Source organism: Streptomyces sp. NPDC025793 (assembly GCF_055558375.1).
The window spans coordinates 1-16787 of record NZ_JBVHMR010000029.1 but is presented as its reverse complement, the minus strand read 5'-3'; the positions used below and the strand labels follow the sequence as shown (position 1 = coordinate 16787).

Below are 16787 nucleotides of genomic sequence, written 5' to 3'. Positions count from 1 at the left end.
GTCATCCCCGGGAGTTCGCGGTTCGGTTGCGTCCGCCGCCGACGCCGGCGAGCGCGAGGAGCAGGGCCCAGGTGACGAGCAGGCTGAGCACGGAGACGGCGACGGACATCTGGGCCTGCGAGCCGCCGACGTTGTAGATCCACACGGCGAAGGGCTGGTAGCCGAGCAGCTGGGCGACGGTGAACTCGCCGAGCACCAGGGCCAGCGTGAGGAAGCCCGCGTTGAGGAGCGCGCCACGGATGTTGGGCAGCACGGCCCGGACCAGTGCCTGCGGCCAGGAGGCGCCGCAGCTGCGGGCGGCCTCGACCAGGGTGCGCACGTCGATGGCGCGCAGGCCCGCGTCCAGCGCCCGGTACACGAAGGGCAGCGCCATCACGACGTAGGCGAGGACGAGCACGACCGGGAAGCTCGGGTTCTGGATCGCGACGAACGTCTCGAACAGCGGGGTGCGCGACAGATGGTCGGGGCCCCACTTCAGCACGCTGACGATGCCCGCCACGAACGCGATCGGCGGCACCACCAGCGGCAGCGAGCAGACGATCTCCACCACCGGCCGCAGCCGGGGCGCGCCGAGCCGCAGGGCGACCATGGCGGGCACCATCAGCAGCAGGACGGCCGCGATGGTGGCCAGGGCCAGCTCCAGCGAGAGCAGCAGGCTGGAGACGAAGCCGTCGGTGGACAGGATCTTGGTGTAGGCGTCGAAGGAGACGCCCCGGCCGGGCTCGTCGACGGTGAAGACGACGGACGCGCCGAGCGGCACCAGGAAGTACAGGGCGGCGAGGCCGAGGACGGCCCAGCGCCAGGGGGTCAGGCATCGAGCCATCGGGCGCTCCGGCGTTGCAGGGGCAGGTACACGGCCATCACCAGGCCGGCCACCAGGACCATGTCGAGGCTGAGGGCGAGCGCGATGTTCTCCTGGCCGACCAGCACGTTGCCCGACAGCGCGTCGGCGATCTGGAGGGTGACCAGCGGGACCGCGCTGCCGACCATGGCGGCGGCGGTGGCGTAGGCGGCGAAGGCGCTGCCGAAGAGCAGCACGAGTCCGCCGAGCAGCGAGGGCGCGAGGACGGGCAGGGCGACATGGCGCCAGTACTGCACGCCCGTGGCGCCGTTGTTCAGCGCGGCCTCGCGCCACTGGGTGCGCAGGCCGTCCAGCGCGGGGGTGATGGTGAGGACCATGAGCGGGATGAGGAAGTACAGGTAGACGAGGACCAGACCCCAGAAGCTGTAGAGGTTCCAGCCGCTGTCCTTCAGGCCGAGGTGCACGGTCAGGACGCCCGCGTTGCCGAGGGTGGCGACGAAGGCGAAGGCCAGCGGGACGCCGCCGAAGTTGGCGAGCACGCCGGAGGCGGTCAGCACGGCCTCGCGCAGCCAGCGGGAGCGGGAGCCGACCACGGCCTGGGCGAGCGGCAGCCCGAGCAGCACGCCGAGCGCGGCGGCGAGGGCGGACAGCTTGACGCTGCCGAGCAGGGAGGTGAGGTACGGCCCCTGGAGCGAGTCGGTCAGGTTCTTCGTCCCGTAGTGCCCCTCGACCGTGAAGGCGCCGTCGAGGATGGCGAAGGCGGGCAGGCCGAAGGCGATGGCCGCGAAGACCAGCAGCGGTACGACGGCGAGCCAGCCGGGAGCGCGGCGCCGTCGCTTCGCCGAAGCGACGGGCGCCACGTCCGCACGCGTGAGAGCGGCGGTCATCCGGAGACGGCCTTCCCCCAGCCCTGAGCGATGACCGTCTTGGCCTTGCTCTGCTGGGTCTCGGTCGGGAAGGAGGGCGTGCCGCTGACCTTGGGCAGCTTGGCGGCGGCCGTCTTGTCCAGCGTGCCGGCCTTCTCCAGGGCGGCCATCAGGGCCGGGCGGGCGTAGCCCTTGAGCCACAGGTTCTGGCCCTCGGCGCTGTAGAGGTACTCCTGCCACAGGCGGGCGGCCGCCGGGTGCGGGGCGTCCTTGTTGATGGCCTGGGAGTAGTACTGGGCGTACTGGCCGTCGGTGGGGATGTTCACCTTCCAGTCCAGGCCCTTGGACCTGAACTCGTCGGCGTACCCGGCGTTGAGGTAGTCCCAGTCGATGGAGATGGGCGTCTCGCCCTTCTCGACGGTGGCCGGGGTGGACTCGACGGGCGTGTAGTTGCCGTTCTGCTTCAGCTTGGCGAAGAAGTCCAGGCCGGGCTGGATGTTGTCGAACGAGCCGCCGCTCGCGAGGGCGGCCGCGTAGACGCCGCCGAAGGCGGAGCCGGACTTGGTGGGGTTGCCGTTGAGGGCGACCTGGCCCTTGTACTCGGGCTTGAGCAGGTCCTTGAAGCTGGTCGGGCAGTCCTTGACGCGCTTGTCGTCGCAGCCGATGGAGATGTAGCCGCCGTAGTCGTTGTACCAGCGGGCCTGCGGGTCCTTCTGGGCCTCGGGGAGGTCGGCGTAGGAGGTCACCTTGTACGGCGCGAGCAGCCCCTGCTGGGCGGCGCTCAGCGCGAACGACGAGCCCAGGTCGAGCACGTCGGGGGCGCGGTCCTGGCCCTTGCGGGAGGTGACGGCGTTGATCTCGTCCTGGCTGGTGCCGTCGGGGCTCTCGTCCTCGATCTTGATGCCGTACTTCTTCTGGAAGCCGTCGATGATCGCGCCGTAGTTGGCCCAATCGCGGGGCACCGCGATGATGTGCAGCGTGCCCTCCTTCTTGGCCGCCTTGACGAGGGCGTCCATGCCGCCGAAGGCGGCGGCGGAGGTGGCGGTGGCGGCGTTCTTGCCGTCCTTGGTGGTGGTCGACGCGTTGTCGGGGGCGGCGCCGCAGGCGCTCAGGGCGAGCGCGGCGACGACGGCGAGGGAACCGCCGAGGACGGCGTTTCTCGGCAGGGACACGGTCACGGTCTCTCCAGGGGGACACATGGCGAGGGTGGGAGAACTTGTCTGAACAAGTCGGCCCCAGTACGCCCGCCCCTGGTGACCGTTCCGTAAACACCAGCCGAACACAAACCCGAGTTTCCCTGCACACTTACAGTTGACACGGATCACCCAGAAACGTCGATTAGGCTGGTCACGCTGTGCACAGCGACCTACGCAGAGGGGAAGCATGACCGCGCGCCACGAGGAGATCGCCGACGAGCTGCGGCGGGCCATCGACCGCGAGGAGTACACGGTCGGCAGCCGGCTGCCCTCGGAGTCGGAGCTGGCCGCGCACTACGGCGTCTCGCGCGGCACGGTCCGCCAGGCCGTCGCGGCCCTGACGTCCGAGGGTCTGATCGGCTCCCGCCAGGGCGCCCGCCGGGTGGTCCTGGCCAGCCGCCGCAGCCAGAGCTTCGAGGAACTGCGCAGCTTCGCCCAGTGGGCCCGCGCGATGGGCCGCGAGGCCACCGGCCGGGTGGTCGCCCAGCAGTACCGCCCGGCGACCCAGGAGGACGCGGTACGCCTCCAACTCCCCGTCGGCACACAGGTGTTGCACGTCCTGCGGGTCCGCGGCCTGGACGGCGAGCCGGTGCTCCTGGAACGCACCGTGTACGCCGACTGGATCTCCCCCGCGGTCGAGTCCATCGAACGGGACTGCCCGTCCGTCACCCAGCGCCTGTACGACGAGACGGGGCTCGTCTTCGCGTACGGCGAGCACATCATCGACGCGGTCGCCTGCGGCGCGCAGGACGCCGAGCTGCTCGGGGTGCGCCGGACGAGTCCGCTGTTGCGGGTGCGGCGCGTGACCACGACCCGCGAGGGGCGGCCGGTGGAGTGGTCGGACGACCGGTACCGCTCGGACGCGGTGAGCTTCAGCGTGCGGAACTCGATCGGCAACAATGCGCTGGCGCGGAAGACGGCGGAATAGAGCTCGGGGGGCGTTCGCCGTTGCCGGGTGCGGGTCCGTCGTGCTTTCTCGCGCAGTTCCCCGCGCCCCTTAGGGGGTTGCAGTCCACCCCCCCCTGAAGCGGCGCGGGTGCCCCCTACCCCGGCGCCCCGGAGGAGAAGCGCCGCAGCAACGGTGACAGCACCAGCACCGACTTGGTCCGCTCGACGAACGGCTCCCCGGCGATGCGCTCCAGCACCCGCTCGAAGTGACGCATGTCGGACGCGAAGACCTGGGCGATCGCGTCCGCGTCGCCGGTGACGGTCGACGCGGCCACGACCTCCTGGTACCGCTCCAGCCCCCGCTGAATGGTCTCCGGCGAGGTGTTGCGCCGGCAGTGGATCTCGATGTAGCCCTCGGTCTCCCAGCCGAGCGCCGCCGGGTCCACCCGGACGGTGAACCCGGTGATGGCTCCGGTGGCGCGCAGCCGGTCCACGCGCCGCTTGACGGCCGGGGCGGACAGTCCGACCAGTTGCCCGATGTCCGCGTAGGAGCGGCGGGCGTCCTCGGCGAGGGCGTGCACGATGCGTTCGTCGAGATCGTTCAGCACAGGGGGTGGTTCACTTCTTCGGTTCGATCACTTCTCTGCCGCCACCGCGAGATCCTCAACTCTCGCGAGACGGGAACGGCGATAGCCGTATACGAAGTAGAACACGAGCCCTACGGCCATCCAGACACCGAACACGATCCAGGTGACCTCGGAGAGGCTGCCCATCATCCAGATGCAGAAGAGGAAGCCCAGCGCGGGCAGCACCGGCGACAGCGGCACGCGGAATGTGCGGTGCATGGCCGGGCGGGTCCGGCGCAGCACCACGACGGCGACGTTGACCAGCGCGAAGGCGAACAGCGTGCCGATGCTGGTGGCGTCCGCCAGCTGGCCCAGCGGGATCGCGGCGGCGAGGAGACCGCAGAACAGGGACACGATGATCGTGTTGGCGCGCGGCGCGCCGGTCTTCGGGTGGACCCTGGAGAAGATCTTGGGCACCAGGCCGTCGCGGGACATCGCGAACAGGATGCGGGTCTGGCCGTAGAGCACGGTCAGCACGACGCTGGCGATGGCGATGACCGCGCAGAACGCGAGCAGCGTGCCCCAGAAGCTCTGCCCGGTGACGTCGGTCATGATCTGCGCGAGCGCGGCCTCGGAGTCCTTGAACTTCTTCCAGGGCCAGGCACCCACGGCGACGGCCGCGACGAGGACGTACAGCGCGGTCACGATGACCAGCGACAGCATGATCGCGCGCGGCAGGTCGCGCTGTGCGTCCTTCGCCTCCTCACCGGCGGTGGAGGCGGCGTCGAAGCCGATGTACGAGAAGAACAGCGTGGCACCGGCCGCGCTGACGCCCGCCATGCCGAGCGGCATGAAGTCGGCGTAGTTGCCGGACTTGAAGCCCATGAAGCCGATGGCGCAGAAGAGGATCAGCGCGGCGATCTTCACGCTCACCATGACGGTGTTGGCGCGCGCGGACTCCTTGGCGCCGCCGAGCAGGAACACCATGCCGAGCAGGACGACGATCAGGGCGGGCAGGTTGAAGATGCCGCCCTGGCCGGGCGGCGCCGACAGGGCGTCCGGGATGGTGACGCCTATGGTGCCGTGCAGCAGCTCGTTCAGGTACTGGCCCCAGCCGACGGCCACCGCGGCCACCGAGACGCCGTACTCCAGCAGCAGGCACCAGCCGCAGACCCAGGCGATCAGTTCGCCCATGGTTGCGTATGCGTACGAGTACGAGGAACCGGAGACCGGGATGGTGCCCGCCAGCTCGGCGTAGGACAGGGCCGAGAACAGCGCGGTGAGACCGGCGATCACGAAGGAGAGGGTGACGGCCGGGCCCGCCTTGGGGACGGCCTCGCCGAGGACGACGAAGATGCCGGTGCCGAGCGTGGCACCGATGCTGATCATGGTCAGCTGCCACAGCCCGAGGGAGCGCCGAAGCTGCCCTCCTTCACCCTGGCCGCCCTCCGCGACCAGGCGTTCCACAGGCTTGCGCCGCATGAGGCGCGCGGCGACGCCCGGGGACGCGGGGACGGTCGCCGGGCGGTCGTGCGGGGGTGCGCCTTGGTCGAGCACGCGTTGGCTCCTTATCGCTGCCGATCACTGCGGGACGGGGACCCGGTGCAGCCCTGCCAGGGCAGGAGCCCACCGAGCGGGGTCCCCGCCACGCCACGTACAGCGCAGCACCCTACGGGGGTGGCCTTCACGGGCGTAATGCAGCAACCTTGCGCGTCCCCGGATGATCATTGCGTTCATCCGCCCAGAACGCCAATTCGTTGCACCCGGAGCGACGAGCGTTGCGCGGCGGCCCCACCGGTCCGCTCTGCGAAGTCCTGAACACCCCGACGGCCCCCGTCGGTCCCGGGGACGGGATCAACGGGGGCCGCTCGGAAGGGACTTGAGGGACCCGATGGACTTGGGGGTCAGCTCCAGCTGGCGTGCAGCGGCTTGCCCTCGGCGTAGCCGGCGGCGCTCTGGATGCCGACGATGGCCTTCTCGGCGAACTCCTCCAGGGAGCCCGCGCCGGCGTAGGTGCACGAGGAGCGGACGCCCGCGATGATCGAGTCGATCAGGTCCTCGACGCCCGGGCGGGTCGGGTCGAGGAACATGCGGGAGGTGGAGATACCCTCCTCGAACAGCGCCTTGCGGGCGCGGTCGTAGGACGACTCCTCCGACGTGCGGTTGGCCACCGCACGCGCGGACGCCATGCCGAAGGACTCCTTGTAGGCACGGCCGTTGGCGTCGTGCTGGAGGTCGCCCGGGGACTCGTAGGTGCCCGCGAACCAGGAGCCGACCATCACGTTGGACGCGCCGGCCGCGAGGGCCATGGCGACGTCGCGCGGGTGGCGGACACCGCCGTCGGCCCACACATGCTTGCCGTACTTCTTCGCCTCGGCGGCGCACTCCAGGACCGCGGAGAACTGCGGCCGGCCCACGCCGGTCATCATCCGGGTGGTGCACATGGCGCCGGGACCCACACCGACCTTGATGATGTCCGCGCCGGCGTCGACGAGATCCTTGACGCCCTCGGCGGAGACGATGTTGCCCGCGGCGATGGGCACCTGCGGGTCGAGCGCGCGCACCAGCTTGATGGCGTTGATCATCGACTCCTGGTGGCCGTGCGCGGTGTCGATGACGAGCGTGTCCACGCCCGCGTCGAGCAGCTGCTTGGCCTTGCCCGCGACGTCGCCGTTGATGCCGACGGCGGCGGCGATGCGCAGCTTGCCGTTCGCGTCCACGGCCGGCGTGTACAGCGTGGCGCGCAGGGCGCCCTTGCGGGTGAGGATGCCGGCCAGCTTGCCGTCCTTGTCGACGGCCGGGGCGTAGCGCCGGTTGTGCTGGTCGAGGGTGTTGAAGGCCTCGCGCGGGTCGATGTCCGCGTCGAGGAGGAGCAGATCCTTGGACATGACCACTTCGAGCTGCGTGAAGCGGTCGACGCCGGTCAGGTCCTCGTCGGTGACGACGCCGACCGGACGGCGGTTCTCGTCCACGACGACACCGGCGTTGTGGGCGCGCTTCGGCAGCAGCGCGAGCGCGTCGGCGACCGTCTGGTGCGGGGCGAGCACGATCGGGGTGTCGAGCACCAGGTGGCGGCTCTTGACCCAGGAGACGACGTCGGTGACGACGTCGATCGGGATGTCCTGCGGGATGACCACCAGACCGCCCCGGCGGGCCATGGTCTCGGCCATACGGCGGCCGGCGATGGCGGTCATGTTGGCGACGACGAGCGGGATGGTGGTGCCCGTGCCGTCCGGCGAGCTGAGGTCCACGCCCTGACGCGAACCGACCGCGGAGCGGCTCGGCACCATGAACACGTCGTCGTACGTCAGGTCGTACGGGGGCTGGATGTCATTGAGGAAACGCACGTGCCGCACATCCCAGTCGATCAGAGGTGACCCCCCGACAGGTGTGCCGGGGGGAAAGAGCACGTACTTCATTGTCCCATGTCGGGGGCCGGGCCATGCCCCCACAGAACATCCAGGCCCGCAGCGGATCAGCTAGGAGGATCCTCCAACAGCGAGGGCGACGGTGAGCGAGGGAGTCCGGTCCACCGCTTCGGTGAACACGTCCTGCGCGATCCGCCACTCCTTCGGCCGCGCCTCGGCGTACGGCTGCCAGCCGCGCACGACGATCAGCAGCCCCTGCTCGACGGCCCCCTCGGGCCACACGGTGTGGTCGGACAGGGAGTCCGCCAGCGCGTCCCAGTTCCGGCCGAACCAGTCGGGCAGCGCCAGGGCCCGGGCGACGCGGTCCATCAGACCGGCCTTGTCGGTGACTCCGTCGAGGTCCAGGGTGACGACGAGCCGCCCTGCCAGGTCTTCGCTCATCTCAGCACCGCCCGGAACGAGTTGTAGTGATCATCGGTGTAGTAGATCTCCCCGGCCTTGCCGGTGATGATGCGCCGGGCGCCGCGGTCGCGCGAGCCGGGCGTCTTGACGGTGTACTCGTGGTAGTAGCCGCGCTGGTGCCCCGGCAGGTGCCGCTCGACGTTCCCGAAGACGATGCCGTCCCGGGCGTAGGGGTAGGGGCCGCCCTTGTCGATGAGGGCGAGGGTCTGCCGGGCTTCGGCGGGCAGCGCGGACGCCTGGACGGTGGCCATGCCCTTGGCCCAGCCGGGTGTGGCCGAGGCGGTGGCAGGGGCGTGCGAGGCGGGGCCTGCGCTCTTGCCGATACCGGTGCTCTTGCCCGTGCCGGTGCTCGTGTGGTGCGACGAGCAGCCGGTCAGCAGGACGGCGAGGACGACGAGGAGCCCCGCGAACAGGCGGGGCACCGCCCGTCGTCGGGACGGTGGGGGGACGAACCGCAGCAACATGCGGATGATGCTGCCACGGCCGTCCCACCGCCACGAACTCCGCGCCCGGCGACCGGAGTCGGCGAGTGGGGCCGGCTCCGCCGGGCCCGGGGCAGGGGCCGGTCAGGAACCGTCGGGGTCCGCGCGGCTCAGGGCCGGCTTCGGGGTCGGTCCCGCCGTCATCAGGCAGTCCGCGGCCGAGGTGTCCGTGACCAGGCTGGTGACCAGCCCGGAGCGCAGCACCGCGTCGATCGCGGGAGCCTTGCGCTGCCCGCCCGCGATCGCCACGACCTCCGGGATACGGCGCAGCTGGTCGGTCTTGACCGTGATGCACCGCTCCCCCAGGTCCCGCCCGATGCGGCGCCCCTCGGCGTCGAAGAGGTGTGCGGACATCTCGGCGGCGACACCGAGCGAGGCGTAGTGCGCCCGCTCCTCGTCGCTGAGCATGTCGTGCACCGTCGAGATGCCCGGCTCCCAGGAGCCGATGGAGACGCAGGCGACCGTGACCTTGTCGAAGTACTCGAAGGCCCGGGCGATCCCGGTCTGGTGGCGCAGCGCCGCCGCGGTGGCCGCGTCCGGCAGCAGCATCGGCGCGTAGATGGGGTGCGCGTCCCCGCCGGACACCTGCGCGGCGCGGCGCACCGCCTCCACCGATCCGCGCTCGGCGGTCCCGGCGTCGTACACCCCTGTCAGCTGCACCACCGTGCACGGCGGCAGCCGGTCGAGCGCCGCCGCCATGTGGATGGTGGACCGGCCCCAGGCCAGCCCCAGCACGTCCCCCTCGTTGACGAGTTCGCCGAGCAGGTCGGCGGCGACCTCGCCGAGGTTCTCCGGGTCGGGGGTCTCCTCGGCCTCGGCCGGGGACTCGACCACGACGGCGTGCCTCAGGCCGTACCGGGCGCGGAGCGCGTCGGAGCGCTCGGCGTCCAGCTCGGCCGGCACGCGGATCTCGATGCGTACGAGATCCCGTTCGAGGGCCGTCTCCAGGACCCGGGCCACCTTGAAGCGGCTGACGCCGAACTCCTCGGCGATCTGGATCTTGGACTTCCCCTCGAGGTAGAAGCGGCGGGCCATGGCCGCCGCCTGGACCAGCTCAGCGGGTCCCATCCGCATGGCTGACCGGCCCGCCGACATACCCGACACGGCGATCTCCTCACTGCTGTTCACACTCTGGATTCGCCGTTCATCCTTGCAGATTCGGGGCGACTGATCTGCCCTGATGGGCGCCGTTCACTTAACCGTTCATGTATCTGTGGCTCAGTGGTCGCATGCCCAGGACGACCGGGCGGTGATCGCGTCCGCCTGGGCGCGCAGGGCACGCACCGCCTCCGCCGGGTCCGCCGCGCCGTAGACCGCCGAGCCGGCCACGAAGACGTCCGCGCCCGCCTCCGCGCACTGCTCGATCGTCGAGGCGGAGACACCGCCGTCCACCTGGAGCCACATCTGGAGGCCGTGCTTGGCGATCAGCTCCCGGGTGCGGCGGATCTTCGGCAGCATGATGTCGAGGAAGGCCTGGCCGCCGAAGCCGGGCTCGACCGTCATGATCAGCAGCATGTCGAGCTCGGGCAGCAGATCCTCGAACGGCTCGATCGGCGTCGCCGGCTTGAGCGCCATGGAGGCACGGGCGCCCTTGGCCCGGATCTCCCGGGCGAGCCGCACGGGAGCGGCGGCCGCCTCCACGTGGAAGGTGACCGAGGAGGCGCCCGCCTCGACGTACTGGGGAGCCCAGCGGTCGGGGTCCTCGATCATCAGATGGCAGTCCAGCGGGGTGTCCGTCGCACGCGCCAGGGACTCCACGACCGGCACGCCGAGCGTGAGGTTCGGGACGAAGTGGTTGTCCATGACGTCGACATGGAGCCAGTCGGCGCCTTGGACCGCCTTGGCCTCCTCCGCGAGGCGGGCGAAGTCGGCGGACAGGATGCTGGGGTTGATCTGGGCCATGCCCCAAGACTGCCATGTCCGGAGCACTGATGTTCGCGTCCGTCCACAGGCGGGGCCGTTCATCGTACTGACGCGGCCGCCTGTGGATGACTCCCGGTGAACGCGTGATCTCAGCCGGTACGACGGATGAGCGCCAGGTACATCGCGTCGGTGCCGTGCAGATGCGGCCACAGCTGGAGGTCCGGCCCCTCGCCGAGCGCCGGTACGCCGGGCAGCAGCGGGCGCGCGTCGATCAGCTCAGTCTGCGGGTGCTGCTTGAGCACGTCGGCGACGACCGCCCGGGTCTCGGCGAGGTGCGGCGAGCAGGTGGCGTAGCCGACGACGCCGCCGACGCGCACCGAGTCGAGCGCGGTGCGCAGCAGGGCGCGCTGGAGCGGCGCGAAGTTCTCCAGGTCCTCGGGGCGCCGGCGCCAGCGGGCCTCGGGCCGCCTGCGCAGCGCGCCGAGCCCGGTGCACGGCACGTCCATCAGCACGCGGTCGAAGCTCCCGGACCGCCACGGCGGCCGGGTGCCGTCGGCGGCGATGACCTGGTACGGCCCGGGGTTGCCGGCCAGCGCCTTGGCGACCAGTCCGGCCCGGTGCGGCTGCTTCTCGGAGGCGAGCAGCGTGGCGCCGCGCTCGGCGGCGAGGGCGGCGAGCAGCGCGGCCTTGCCGCCGGGGCCGGCGCAGCCGTCGAGCCACCGCGCGTCGGATCCCTCGACGGGCGCGTTGGCGAGCGCCAGGGCCACCAGCTGGCTGCCCTCGTCCTGCACCCCGGCCCGGCCCTCGCGCACGGCCTTCACCGCGCCCGGCTCACCGCCCTCGGCGAGCCGCACGGCGTACGGGGACCAGCGCCCGGGCACGGCGGCCTCCTCGCGCAGCAGTTCCTCGGCGGTGGCCCGCCCCGGCCGCGCGACGAGGGTCACCTCGGGCCGCTCGTTGTCGGCCTCCAGCAGGTCCTCGATCCCGGCGCGCCCGCCGCCGAGCGAGTCCCAGAGCGCCGAGACGACCCAGCGGGGGTGCGAGTGCACGACCGCGAGGTGGTCCTCGGGGTCCTCGTCGTAGGGCGGCGCGATCTTCTCCAGCCAGCCGTCGAGGTCGTGCTGGGTCACCTTGCGCAGCACGGCGTTGACGAACTTGGCGCGTCCGTCGCCGAGCACCACGCGGGCCAGCTCGACGGAGGCGGACACGGCGGCGTGGGCCGGGATCCGGGTCCCGAGCAGCTGGTGCACACCGAGGCTGAGCACGTCGAGCACCGGCGGATCGACCTCGCGCAGCGGCCGATCGACACAGGCGGCGATGACGGCGTCGTACGTCCCCTGCCGGCGCAGCGTGCCGTACACCAGCTCGGTGGCGAGGGCCGCATCCCGTGCGTCGAACTTCTCCGGCCCCTCCTTCTCGCGCGCCTTGCGCAGCAGCGGCGGCAGCACGAGGTTGGCGTACGCGTCCCGCTCGTCGACCGCGCGCAGCGCCTCGAAGGCCAGGATGCGGACGGGGTCCTTCTGCGGACGGCGATAGGGCTTGGCGGGCCTATGGGGCCGCCGGGACTGCTCACTCACGAAAAAGGTGCTCCGGATACGAGGAAGGAGGTGCGGTCTCCAGCCTACGTCCGCACACCGTCACCTCCGCCGCGCGGGTGCGACCGGCCGCGGCAGACCCGCAGACGGCTGACGGCTGACGGCTGACGGCTGACGGCTGACGGCTGACGGCACATTGCGGCAGCACCTCCGGCGGGGCGCTCAGCCCCCGAGGGTCTCGTCCTCGGTGATGCGCACCCCGCGGGCCCAGTCGGCCGCCCGCATCGGCTTCTTGCCCTGGGCCTGCACCCAGAGCAGCTCGACGGCGTACGAACCCGTGCCGACGTGCACGCTGTTCTTGCCGACCGCCATCCGCCCCGGCGCGAGGTCGATCCGCTCCGGCACGGGCGTGACCTGGATGAGCTTCAGCCGCTCGCCCCGGAAGGTGGTCCAGGCGCCGGGCGCCGGGGTGCAGCCGCGCACGACCCGGTCGACGCGCAGCGCGGGGGCGGTCCAGTCCACCTGGGCGTCCTCGACGGTGATCTTCGGCGCGACGGTGACGCCGTCGGCCGGCTGCGGTACGGCCTTCAGGGTGCCGTCCTCGATGCCGTCCATGGTCGCGGCGAGGAGCCCGGCGCCGGCGAAGGCGAGCCGCGTGAGCAGGTCGCCGCTGGTGTCGGTGGCCCGGACCTCCTCGGTGACAGTGCCGTAGACGGGCCCGGAGTCGAGGCCCTCCTCGATGAGGAAGGTGGAGGCGCCGGTGATCTCGTCGCCCGCCATGATGGAGTGCTGCACCGGCGCGGCCCCGCGCCAGGCGGGCAGCAGCGAGAAGTGCAGGTTGACCCAGCCGTGCGTCGGGATGTCGAGGGCGACCCGGGGCAGCAGGGCGCCGTAGGCGACGACCGGGCAGCAGTCCGGGGCGATCTGCGTGAGCCGCTCCAGGAACTCCGGGTCGCGCGGCTTGAGGGGCTTGAGCACCTCGATACCCGCCTCCTGCGCCCGCTCGGCCACGGGCGACGCGACCAGCCTGCGCCCGCGCCCGGCCGGCGCGTCGGGCCGCGTGACGACGGCGGCGACCTCGTGCCGCCCGGCGGCGATCAGGGCGTCCAGAGCGGGAACGGCGACCTCGGGGGTACCGGCGAAGACGAGCTTCATGGGCGGGATCGGGCCTCTCTGGCGGGGGTTGGACGGGCAGCGCACCAGTCTATGACCACCGGGGAAAGGCCGCCGACGGCCGAAGCCGCACAGGTCGGCGTCGCGGCCGGGAGACACGGGCGGTGCGCGGGCGCAGCAGCGGTCCCGCACCGCTGCCGGGCGTGGGCGCCCGCCCGACCGGCGTACGCATATGCCCGTACGCCCCCACCCCGTGACCAGCGGCGCGCACACGCGTTGGTCAAGAAAGAGTTGACCACAACGGGCCGCTTTCGCGGCCCAATTCCTTTCAACGCCGGTTCGAGAGGCTTGTTCATGGCCGACCACGCAACCCACGACGCCCAGGCCCGGGCCAGCCTGCACTTGCTGGTGCGGGACATCGAGCGGGTCCGCCGACAGGTGGACGCGCTGCGCACGCTCACCGCCCAGCTGGGCAACGTCTACCGCCCGCGCCGCTCCGGCCCGTCCACGGGCTTCGTCGTCTACGGACGTGCCCCCGCCCCGACGGTCCGCCTGGCCCAGGAACTCCGCGACAGCGTCGAGACCCTGGTCACGGCCGCCGTGGACTTCGACCGCTCACTCGGCTTCTCGTGGGACGCGGTCGGCTCGGCGCTCGGAGTCACCAAGCAGGCGGTGCACCGCCGTTACGGCGCCCGCCGCGCCGCGGCCCAGGCGGCCGCCGCCGAGACCGAACGGACGCCGGAGCCGTCCGCCGCGCGCACGCTCGGCGTGAACACGGCCCTGCCGACGGTGCCCACGGTCCCCGCGGCCCGCTCCATGCCCACCCAGCCGACCGCGGGCAGCCCCGCCCTGCGCGACGACGCCCGCCCGACGGCATTCCCCGGGCCGCGCAACGGCTGACGCCGACGCGCCGACGCGCACCGGCCCGCGCCGCCTGCCCTCCCGGCACCACATCCGGGAGGGCACTCACGTCTCTCCCGGGGGGCACACGTCACCCGATGTCCGGCGGATCGATCCGCACCCGCACGGCCTCCGCGGCCCCGCCGGCGTGCCCGCTGCCCCGCGCCATCCGCACGGCCTGAGCGGCCTTCAGCGCGGCGGCCAGCGCCGCCCCGCTCCCCGGCGGCACCCGCACAAGTGCCCGCTCCCAGTGCTCGCCGGTCGGCGGAGCGCCGGGCCTGCGAGGCCGGCCGGGCGGCGTGGGCGGCACCGGAACCGGTCCCAACACCTCGGCGTCCGGCGGCAGTTCGGCCGACGCCAGGAAGCCGGCGACGGCCGCCGGCGCTCCTGTGACGGCCGCCATCCGGGACACCGGCGGGAAGCCCAGCTCCGCCCGCTCGGCCAGTTCCCGCACCGCGTGCCCGACGGGGTCCCAGCGCACCAGCGCCTGCACCGGTCGCAAGGTCGGCTCGGCCACCACGACCACCGTGCCCCCCTCGCCCTGCGGCCGGACCAGCGCGCTCGCCGCGATCCACCGGCGCAGCGCGTCCTCGCCGGCCCGCAGGTCGGGGCGGACGAGCATGGCCCAGCCGTCCAGCAGCAGGGCCGCCGCGTAGCCGCCCTCGGCGACGGGTTCGGCGCCCGGGGTGCTCACCACCAGCGCGGGCGTGCCCGGCACGGTGTCCAGCACCTGCTCCCGTCCCGAGGTCCGCACCGGTACGGCGGGAAAGGCGCGCCCCAGTTCCTCGGCCGTCCGGCGCGCCCCCACCACCTGGGCGCGCAGCCGGAAGCCGCCGCACTCCGGGCAGTGCCACGCGCTCTCCTCACGCCCGCACCAGCCGCACCGCAGCACTCCCGCGTCCTGGCCCTGGAGCGGTCCGGCGCAGTGCCGGCACCGCGCGGGCGCCCGGCACCGGTCGCAGGCCATGCGGGGGGCGTAGCCACGCCGGGGCACCTGCACCAGCACCGGCCCGTGCCGCAGCCCTTCGCGGGCCGCCTGCCAGGCCAGGGTCGGCAGCCGGGCGGCGCGGGCGGCCTCGTCGCGGGCGAGGTCGTCGTCGCCGACCGTCCGGACCACAGGCGCGGCCCGCCGTACCTGCTCACGGCCGGCGACCAGCGGCCGGGCCCAGCCGCTCTCCACGAGCTGGGCGGCCTCCACGGTGCAGCCGAATCCGCCCAGCAGGAAGGCGCACTTGTCCAGCGCGGCGCGCAGCAGCAGCACATCGCGCGCGTGCGGCTGCGGGGCGTGCTGCTCGCTCAGGCTGTCGTCGCCGTCGTCCCAGACCGCCACGAGGCCCAGGTCGCGCACGGGCGCGAACATGGCGGCCCGTGTCCCCACGACGGCCCGTACGGATCCGCGCCGTACGGCGAGCCACTGCGCGTACCGCTTCTCGGGTCCCGCGTCGGCGGTCAGCAGCGCGTGCCGGCCCGGGCCGAGGAGCGCCGTGAGCGCGGCGTCGACCCGGGCTGCGGCCCGCCCGTCCGGTACGACGACGAGGGCGCCGCGCTCCGAGGCGAGCGTGGCGGCGACGGCCCGGGCCAGCTCCTCGCTCCACAGCGGACCCGGCAGCGCGTTCCACACGGCCCGGGGCGCCGCGCCGGAGGCGAGGGCCTCCAGGAAGGCGCCCCCGTGCTCGTACCGCCCCCAGGATCCGGCCGTCGGGGCGTTCGGCGGCGGCAGCGGGTCCGGTGACGGCCGCTGCTCGGCACGGGCGCTGCGCGGCGGCACGGCCAGCTGGAGCACATCGGCGAGGCTGCCCGCGTAGCGGTCGGCGACGGCCCGGGCGAGGCCGAGCAGCTCCTCGCTCAGCACGGGCTCCGGGGACACGACCTGGGCCAGTGCGGCCAGCGGCCCGGAGTAGTCGGACTCGGCGCGGCGCTCGATCAGGAAGCCGTCGATGAGGCCGCCGCCCTCGCGGCGCCCTTCGCGCACCCGGTGCCGGCCGGCCCCGAACCGCACGCGCACCCGCACCCCGGGCTGCGCCTGCGCGTCCAGCTCCTCGGGGACGGCGTAGTCGAAGTACCGGTCGAGGTGCAGCACGCCCTTGTCGACCAGGACCCGGGCGACGGGCAGCTCCTTGGCGAGCGCGGCGCCCCGCCAGGTGCGCGGCTTGGCGCGCGGCGTCCTCGCCTTGCGCACGCTCTCCCGGATGAGCGCGAGCTGCTCCGGCGGCGCCCCTTCGGCGCCCCCGCCCCCCTGCTCGTTCTCGCTGCTCACGCTTGCATTCTTACCAAACGCCACTGACAACGGCCCGCCTGCGGCCTGCCGTTCACATCCATGTACCGCATGACGGCGTCGGCTCCCGGGATCACCGAACGGTGGTCCCGGGAGCCGATGTCAGCCGTGTCGCCGCTCGCCTCAGAGGCCGACGGCCTTGCGCAGGGCGTCCACGCGGTCGGTGCGCTCCCAGGTGAAGTCGGGCAGCTCCCGGCCGAAGTGGCCGTACGCCGCCGTCTGGGAGTAGATCGGGCGGAGCAGGTCGAGGTCGCGGATGATCGCGGCCGGACGCAGGTCGAAGACGGCGTCGATCGCCTTCTCGATCTTCTCGGTCTCGACCTTGTGGGTGCCGAAGGTCTCGACGAACAGACCGACGGGCTCGGCCTTGCCGATCGCGTACGCGACCTGCACCTCGCAGCGGGAGGCCAGGCCCGCGGCGACCACGTTCTTGGCGACCCAGCGCATCGCGTACGCCGCCGAACGGTCCAC

16 protein-coding genes are annotated in these 16787 nt (G+C 72.7%); 2 read left to right on the top strand and 14 right to left on the bottom strand.

Annotation, left to right across the window (positions count from 1 at the left end; all coding sequences use genetic code 11):
• Nucleotide 1: 1 nt before the first annotated feature.
• From ACZ4MF_RS35995 to ACZ4MF_RS35985, 3 genes are read right to left on the bottom strand one after another with little or no spacing between them, the layout of a single operon-like run.
• Entirely contained in the window at nt 2–823 is an 822-nt protein-coding gene (locus ACZ4MF_RS35995) for an ABC transporter permease (protein ID WP_467496805.1), read from the bottom strand.
• Complete coding sequence (locus ACZ4MF_RS35990) at nt 808–1689, bottom strand: ABC transporter permease (protein WP_467496804.1); 882 nt, start codon at nt 1687–1689, stop codon at nt 808–810. Before ACZ4MF_RS35990 ends, ACZ4MF_RS35995 begins: the two co-directional genes overlap by 16 nt.
• The gene (locus ACZ4MF_RS35985) at nt 1686–2846 is read right to left on the bottom strand and encodes an ABC transporter substrate-binding protein (RefSeq protein ID WP_467496803.1); all 1161 of its coding nucleotides are present in this window, start codon (nt 2844–2846) and stop codon (nt 1686–1688) included. Before ACZ4MF_RS35985 ends, ACZ4MF_RS35990 begins: the two co-directional genes overlap by 4 nt.
• 205 nt (nt 2847–3051) lie before the next feature.
• Between ACZ4MF_RS35985 and ACZ4MF_RS35980 the strand changes: the two genes are divergently transcribed.
• On the top strand, nt 3052–3792 hold the full coding sequence (locus tag ACZ4MF_RS35980; RefSeq protein WP_467496802.1) for a GntR family transcriptional regulator: 741 nt from the start codon (nt 3052–3054) through the stop codon (nt 3790–3792).
• A 115-nt stretch (nt 3793–3907) separates the two neighbouring features.
• Here ACZ4MF_RS35980 and ACZ4MF_RS35975 read toward each other — a convergent pair whose 3' ends face one another.
• The 9 genes from ACZ4MF_RS35975 to fmt all read right to left on the bottom strand — a co-directional run bounded on the left by ACZ4MF_RS35975 (nt 3908) and on the right by fmt (nt 13183).
• Nucleotides 3908–4360: an Lrp/AsnC family transcriptional regulator gene (locus ACZ4MF_RS35975; protein ID WP_067129751.1), complete on the bottom strand. Its 453-nt coding sequence runs from the start codon at nt 4358–4360 to the stop codon at nt 3908–3910.
• 27 nt (nt 4361–4387) lie between these two features.
• Nucleotides 4388–5875 (bottom strand): amino acid permease, encoded by a 1488-nt coding sequence (locus ACZ4MF_RS35970; RefSeq protein ID WP_467496801.1) that lies wholly within the window; start codon nt 5873–5875, stop codon nt 4388–4390.
• Between the two features lie 347 nt (nt 5876–6222).
• Nucleotides 6223–7665 carry a GuaB1 family IMP dehydrogenase-related protein gene (locus ACZ4MF_RS35965; RefSeq protein ID WP_467496800.1) on the bottom strand — a complete coding sequence of 481 codons (1443 nt, stop codon included), beginning with the start codon at nt 7663–7665 and terminating at the stop codon, nt 6223–6225.
• Nucleotides 7666–7797: 132 nt separating this feature from the next.
• Nucleotides 7798–8127, bottom strand: coding sequence for a barstar family protein (locus ACZ4MF_RS35960; protein WP_467496799.1), 330 nt, complete (start codon nt 8125–8127; stop codon nt 7798–7800).
• Nucleotides 8124–8612: a guanyl-specific ribonuclease gene (locus ACZ4MF_RS35955; protein WP_467496798.1), complete on the bottom strand. Its 489-nt coding sequence runs from the start codon at nt 8610–8612 to the stop codon at nt 8124–8126. The genes ACZ4MF_RS35960 and ACZ4MF_RS35955 overlap by 4 nt, the downstream gene beginning before the upstream one ends.
• A gap of 102 nt (nt 8613–8714) precedes the next feature.
• Nucleotides 8715–9758: a sugar-binding transcriptional regulator gene (locus ACZ4MF_RS35950; protein ID WP_467496797.1), complete on the bottom strand. Its 1044-nt coding sequence runs from the start codon at nt 9756–9758 to the stop codon at nt 8715–8717.
• A 90-nt stretch (nt 9759–9848) separates the two neighbouring features.
• Entirely contained in the window at nt 9849–10532 is a 684-nt protein-coding gene (gene rpe, locus ACZ4MF_RS35945; protein ID WP_467496796.1) for a ribulose-phosphate 3-epimerase, read from the bottom strand.
• A 110-nt stretch (nt 10533–10642) separates the two neighbouring features.
• Nucleotides 10643–12070, bottom strand: coding sequence for an RsmB/NOP family class I SAM-dependent RNA methyltransferase (locus ACZ4MF_RS35940; protein WP_467496795.1), 1428 nt, complete (start codon nt 12068–12070; stop codon nt 10643–10645).
• Nucleotides 12071–12250: 180 nt separating this feature from the next.
• A complete protein-coding gene (gene fmt / locus ACZ4MF_RS35935; protein ID WP_467496794.1) occupies nt 12251–13183 on the bottom strand; it encodes a methionyl-tRNA formyltransferase in 933 nt (310 codons plus the stop codon).
• Nucleotides 13184–13495: 312 nt separating this feature from the next.
• Between fmt and ACZ4MF_RS35930 the strand changes: the two genes are divergently transcribed.
• Complete coding sequence (locus tag ACZ4MF_RS35930; protein WP_467496793.1) at nt 13496–14041, top strand: hypothetical protein; 546 nt, start codon at nt 13496–13498, stop codon at nt 14039–14041.
• 91 nt (nt 14042–14132) lie between these two features.
• Here ACZ4MF_RS35930 and ACZ4MF_RS35925 read toward each other — a convergent pair whose 3' ends face one another.
• Both ACZ4MF_RS35925 and ACZ4MF_RS35920 read right to left on the bottom strand, forming a co-directional pair.
• Nucleotides 14133–16298 carry a primosomal protein N' gene (locus tag ACZ4MF_RS35925; RefSeq protein WP_467496791.1) on the bottom strand — a complete coding sequence of 722 codons (2166 nt, stop codon included), beginning with the start codon at nt 16296–16298 and terminating at the stop codon, nt 14133–14135.
• Between the two features lie 141 nt (nt 16299–16439).
• Nucleotides 16440–16787: methionine adenosyltransferase domain-containing protein (locus ACZ4MF_RS35920; protein ID WP_467496789.1), on the bottom strand; the 348-nt coding region annotated here is incomplete at its 5' end.

Coding starts and splice junctions, on each gene's coding strand:
- rpe (WP_467496796.1), bottom strand. CDS start 10,532: ATGGCCCAGATCAACCCCAGCATCCTGTCCGCCGACTTCGCCCGCCTC.
- ACZ4MF_RS35930 (WP_467496793.1), top strand. CDS start 13,496: ATGGCCGACCACGCAACCCACGACGCCCAGGCCCGGGCCAGCCTGCAC.
- ACZ4MF_RS35990 (WP_467496804.1), bottom strand. CDS start 1,689: ATGACCGCCGCTCTCACGCGTGCGGACGTGGCGCCCGTCGCTTCGGCG.
- fmt (WP_467496794.1), bottom strand. CDS start 13,183: ATGAAGCTCGTCTTCGCCGGTACCCCCGAGGTCGCCGTTCCCGCTCTG.
- ACZ4MF_RS35980 (WP_467496802.1), top strand. CDS start 3,052: ATGACCGCGCGCCACGAGGAGATCGCCGACGAGCTGCGGCGGGCCATC.
- ACZ4MF_RS35960 (WP_467496799.1), bottom strand. CDS start 8,127: ATGAGCGAAGACCTGGCAGGGCGGCTCGTCGTCACCCTGGACCTCGAC.
- ACZ4MF_RS35995 (WP_467496805.1), bottom strand. CDS start 823: ATGGCTCGATGCCTGACCCCCTGGCGCTGGGCCGTCCTCGGCCTCGCC.
- ACZ4MF_RS35955 (WP_467496798.1), bottom strand. CDS start 8,612: ATGTTGCTGCGGTTCGTCCCCCCACCGTCCCGACGACGGGCGGTGCCC.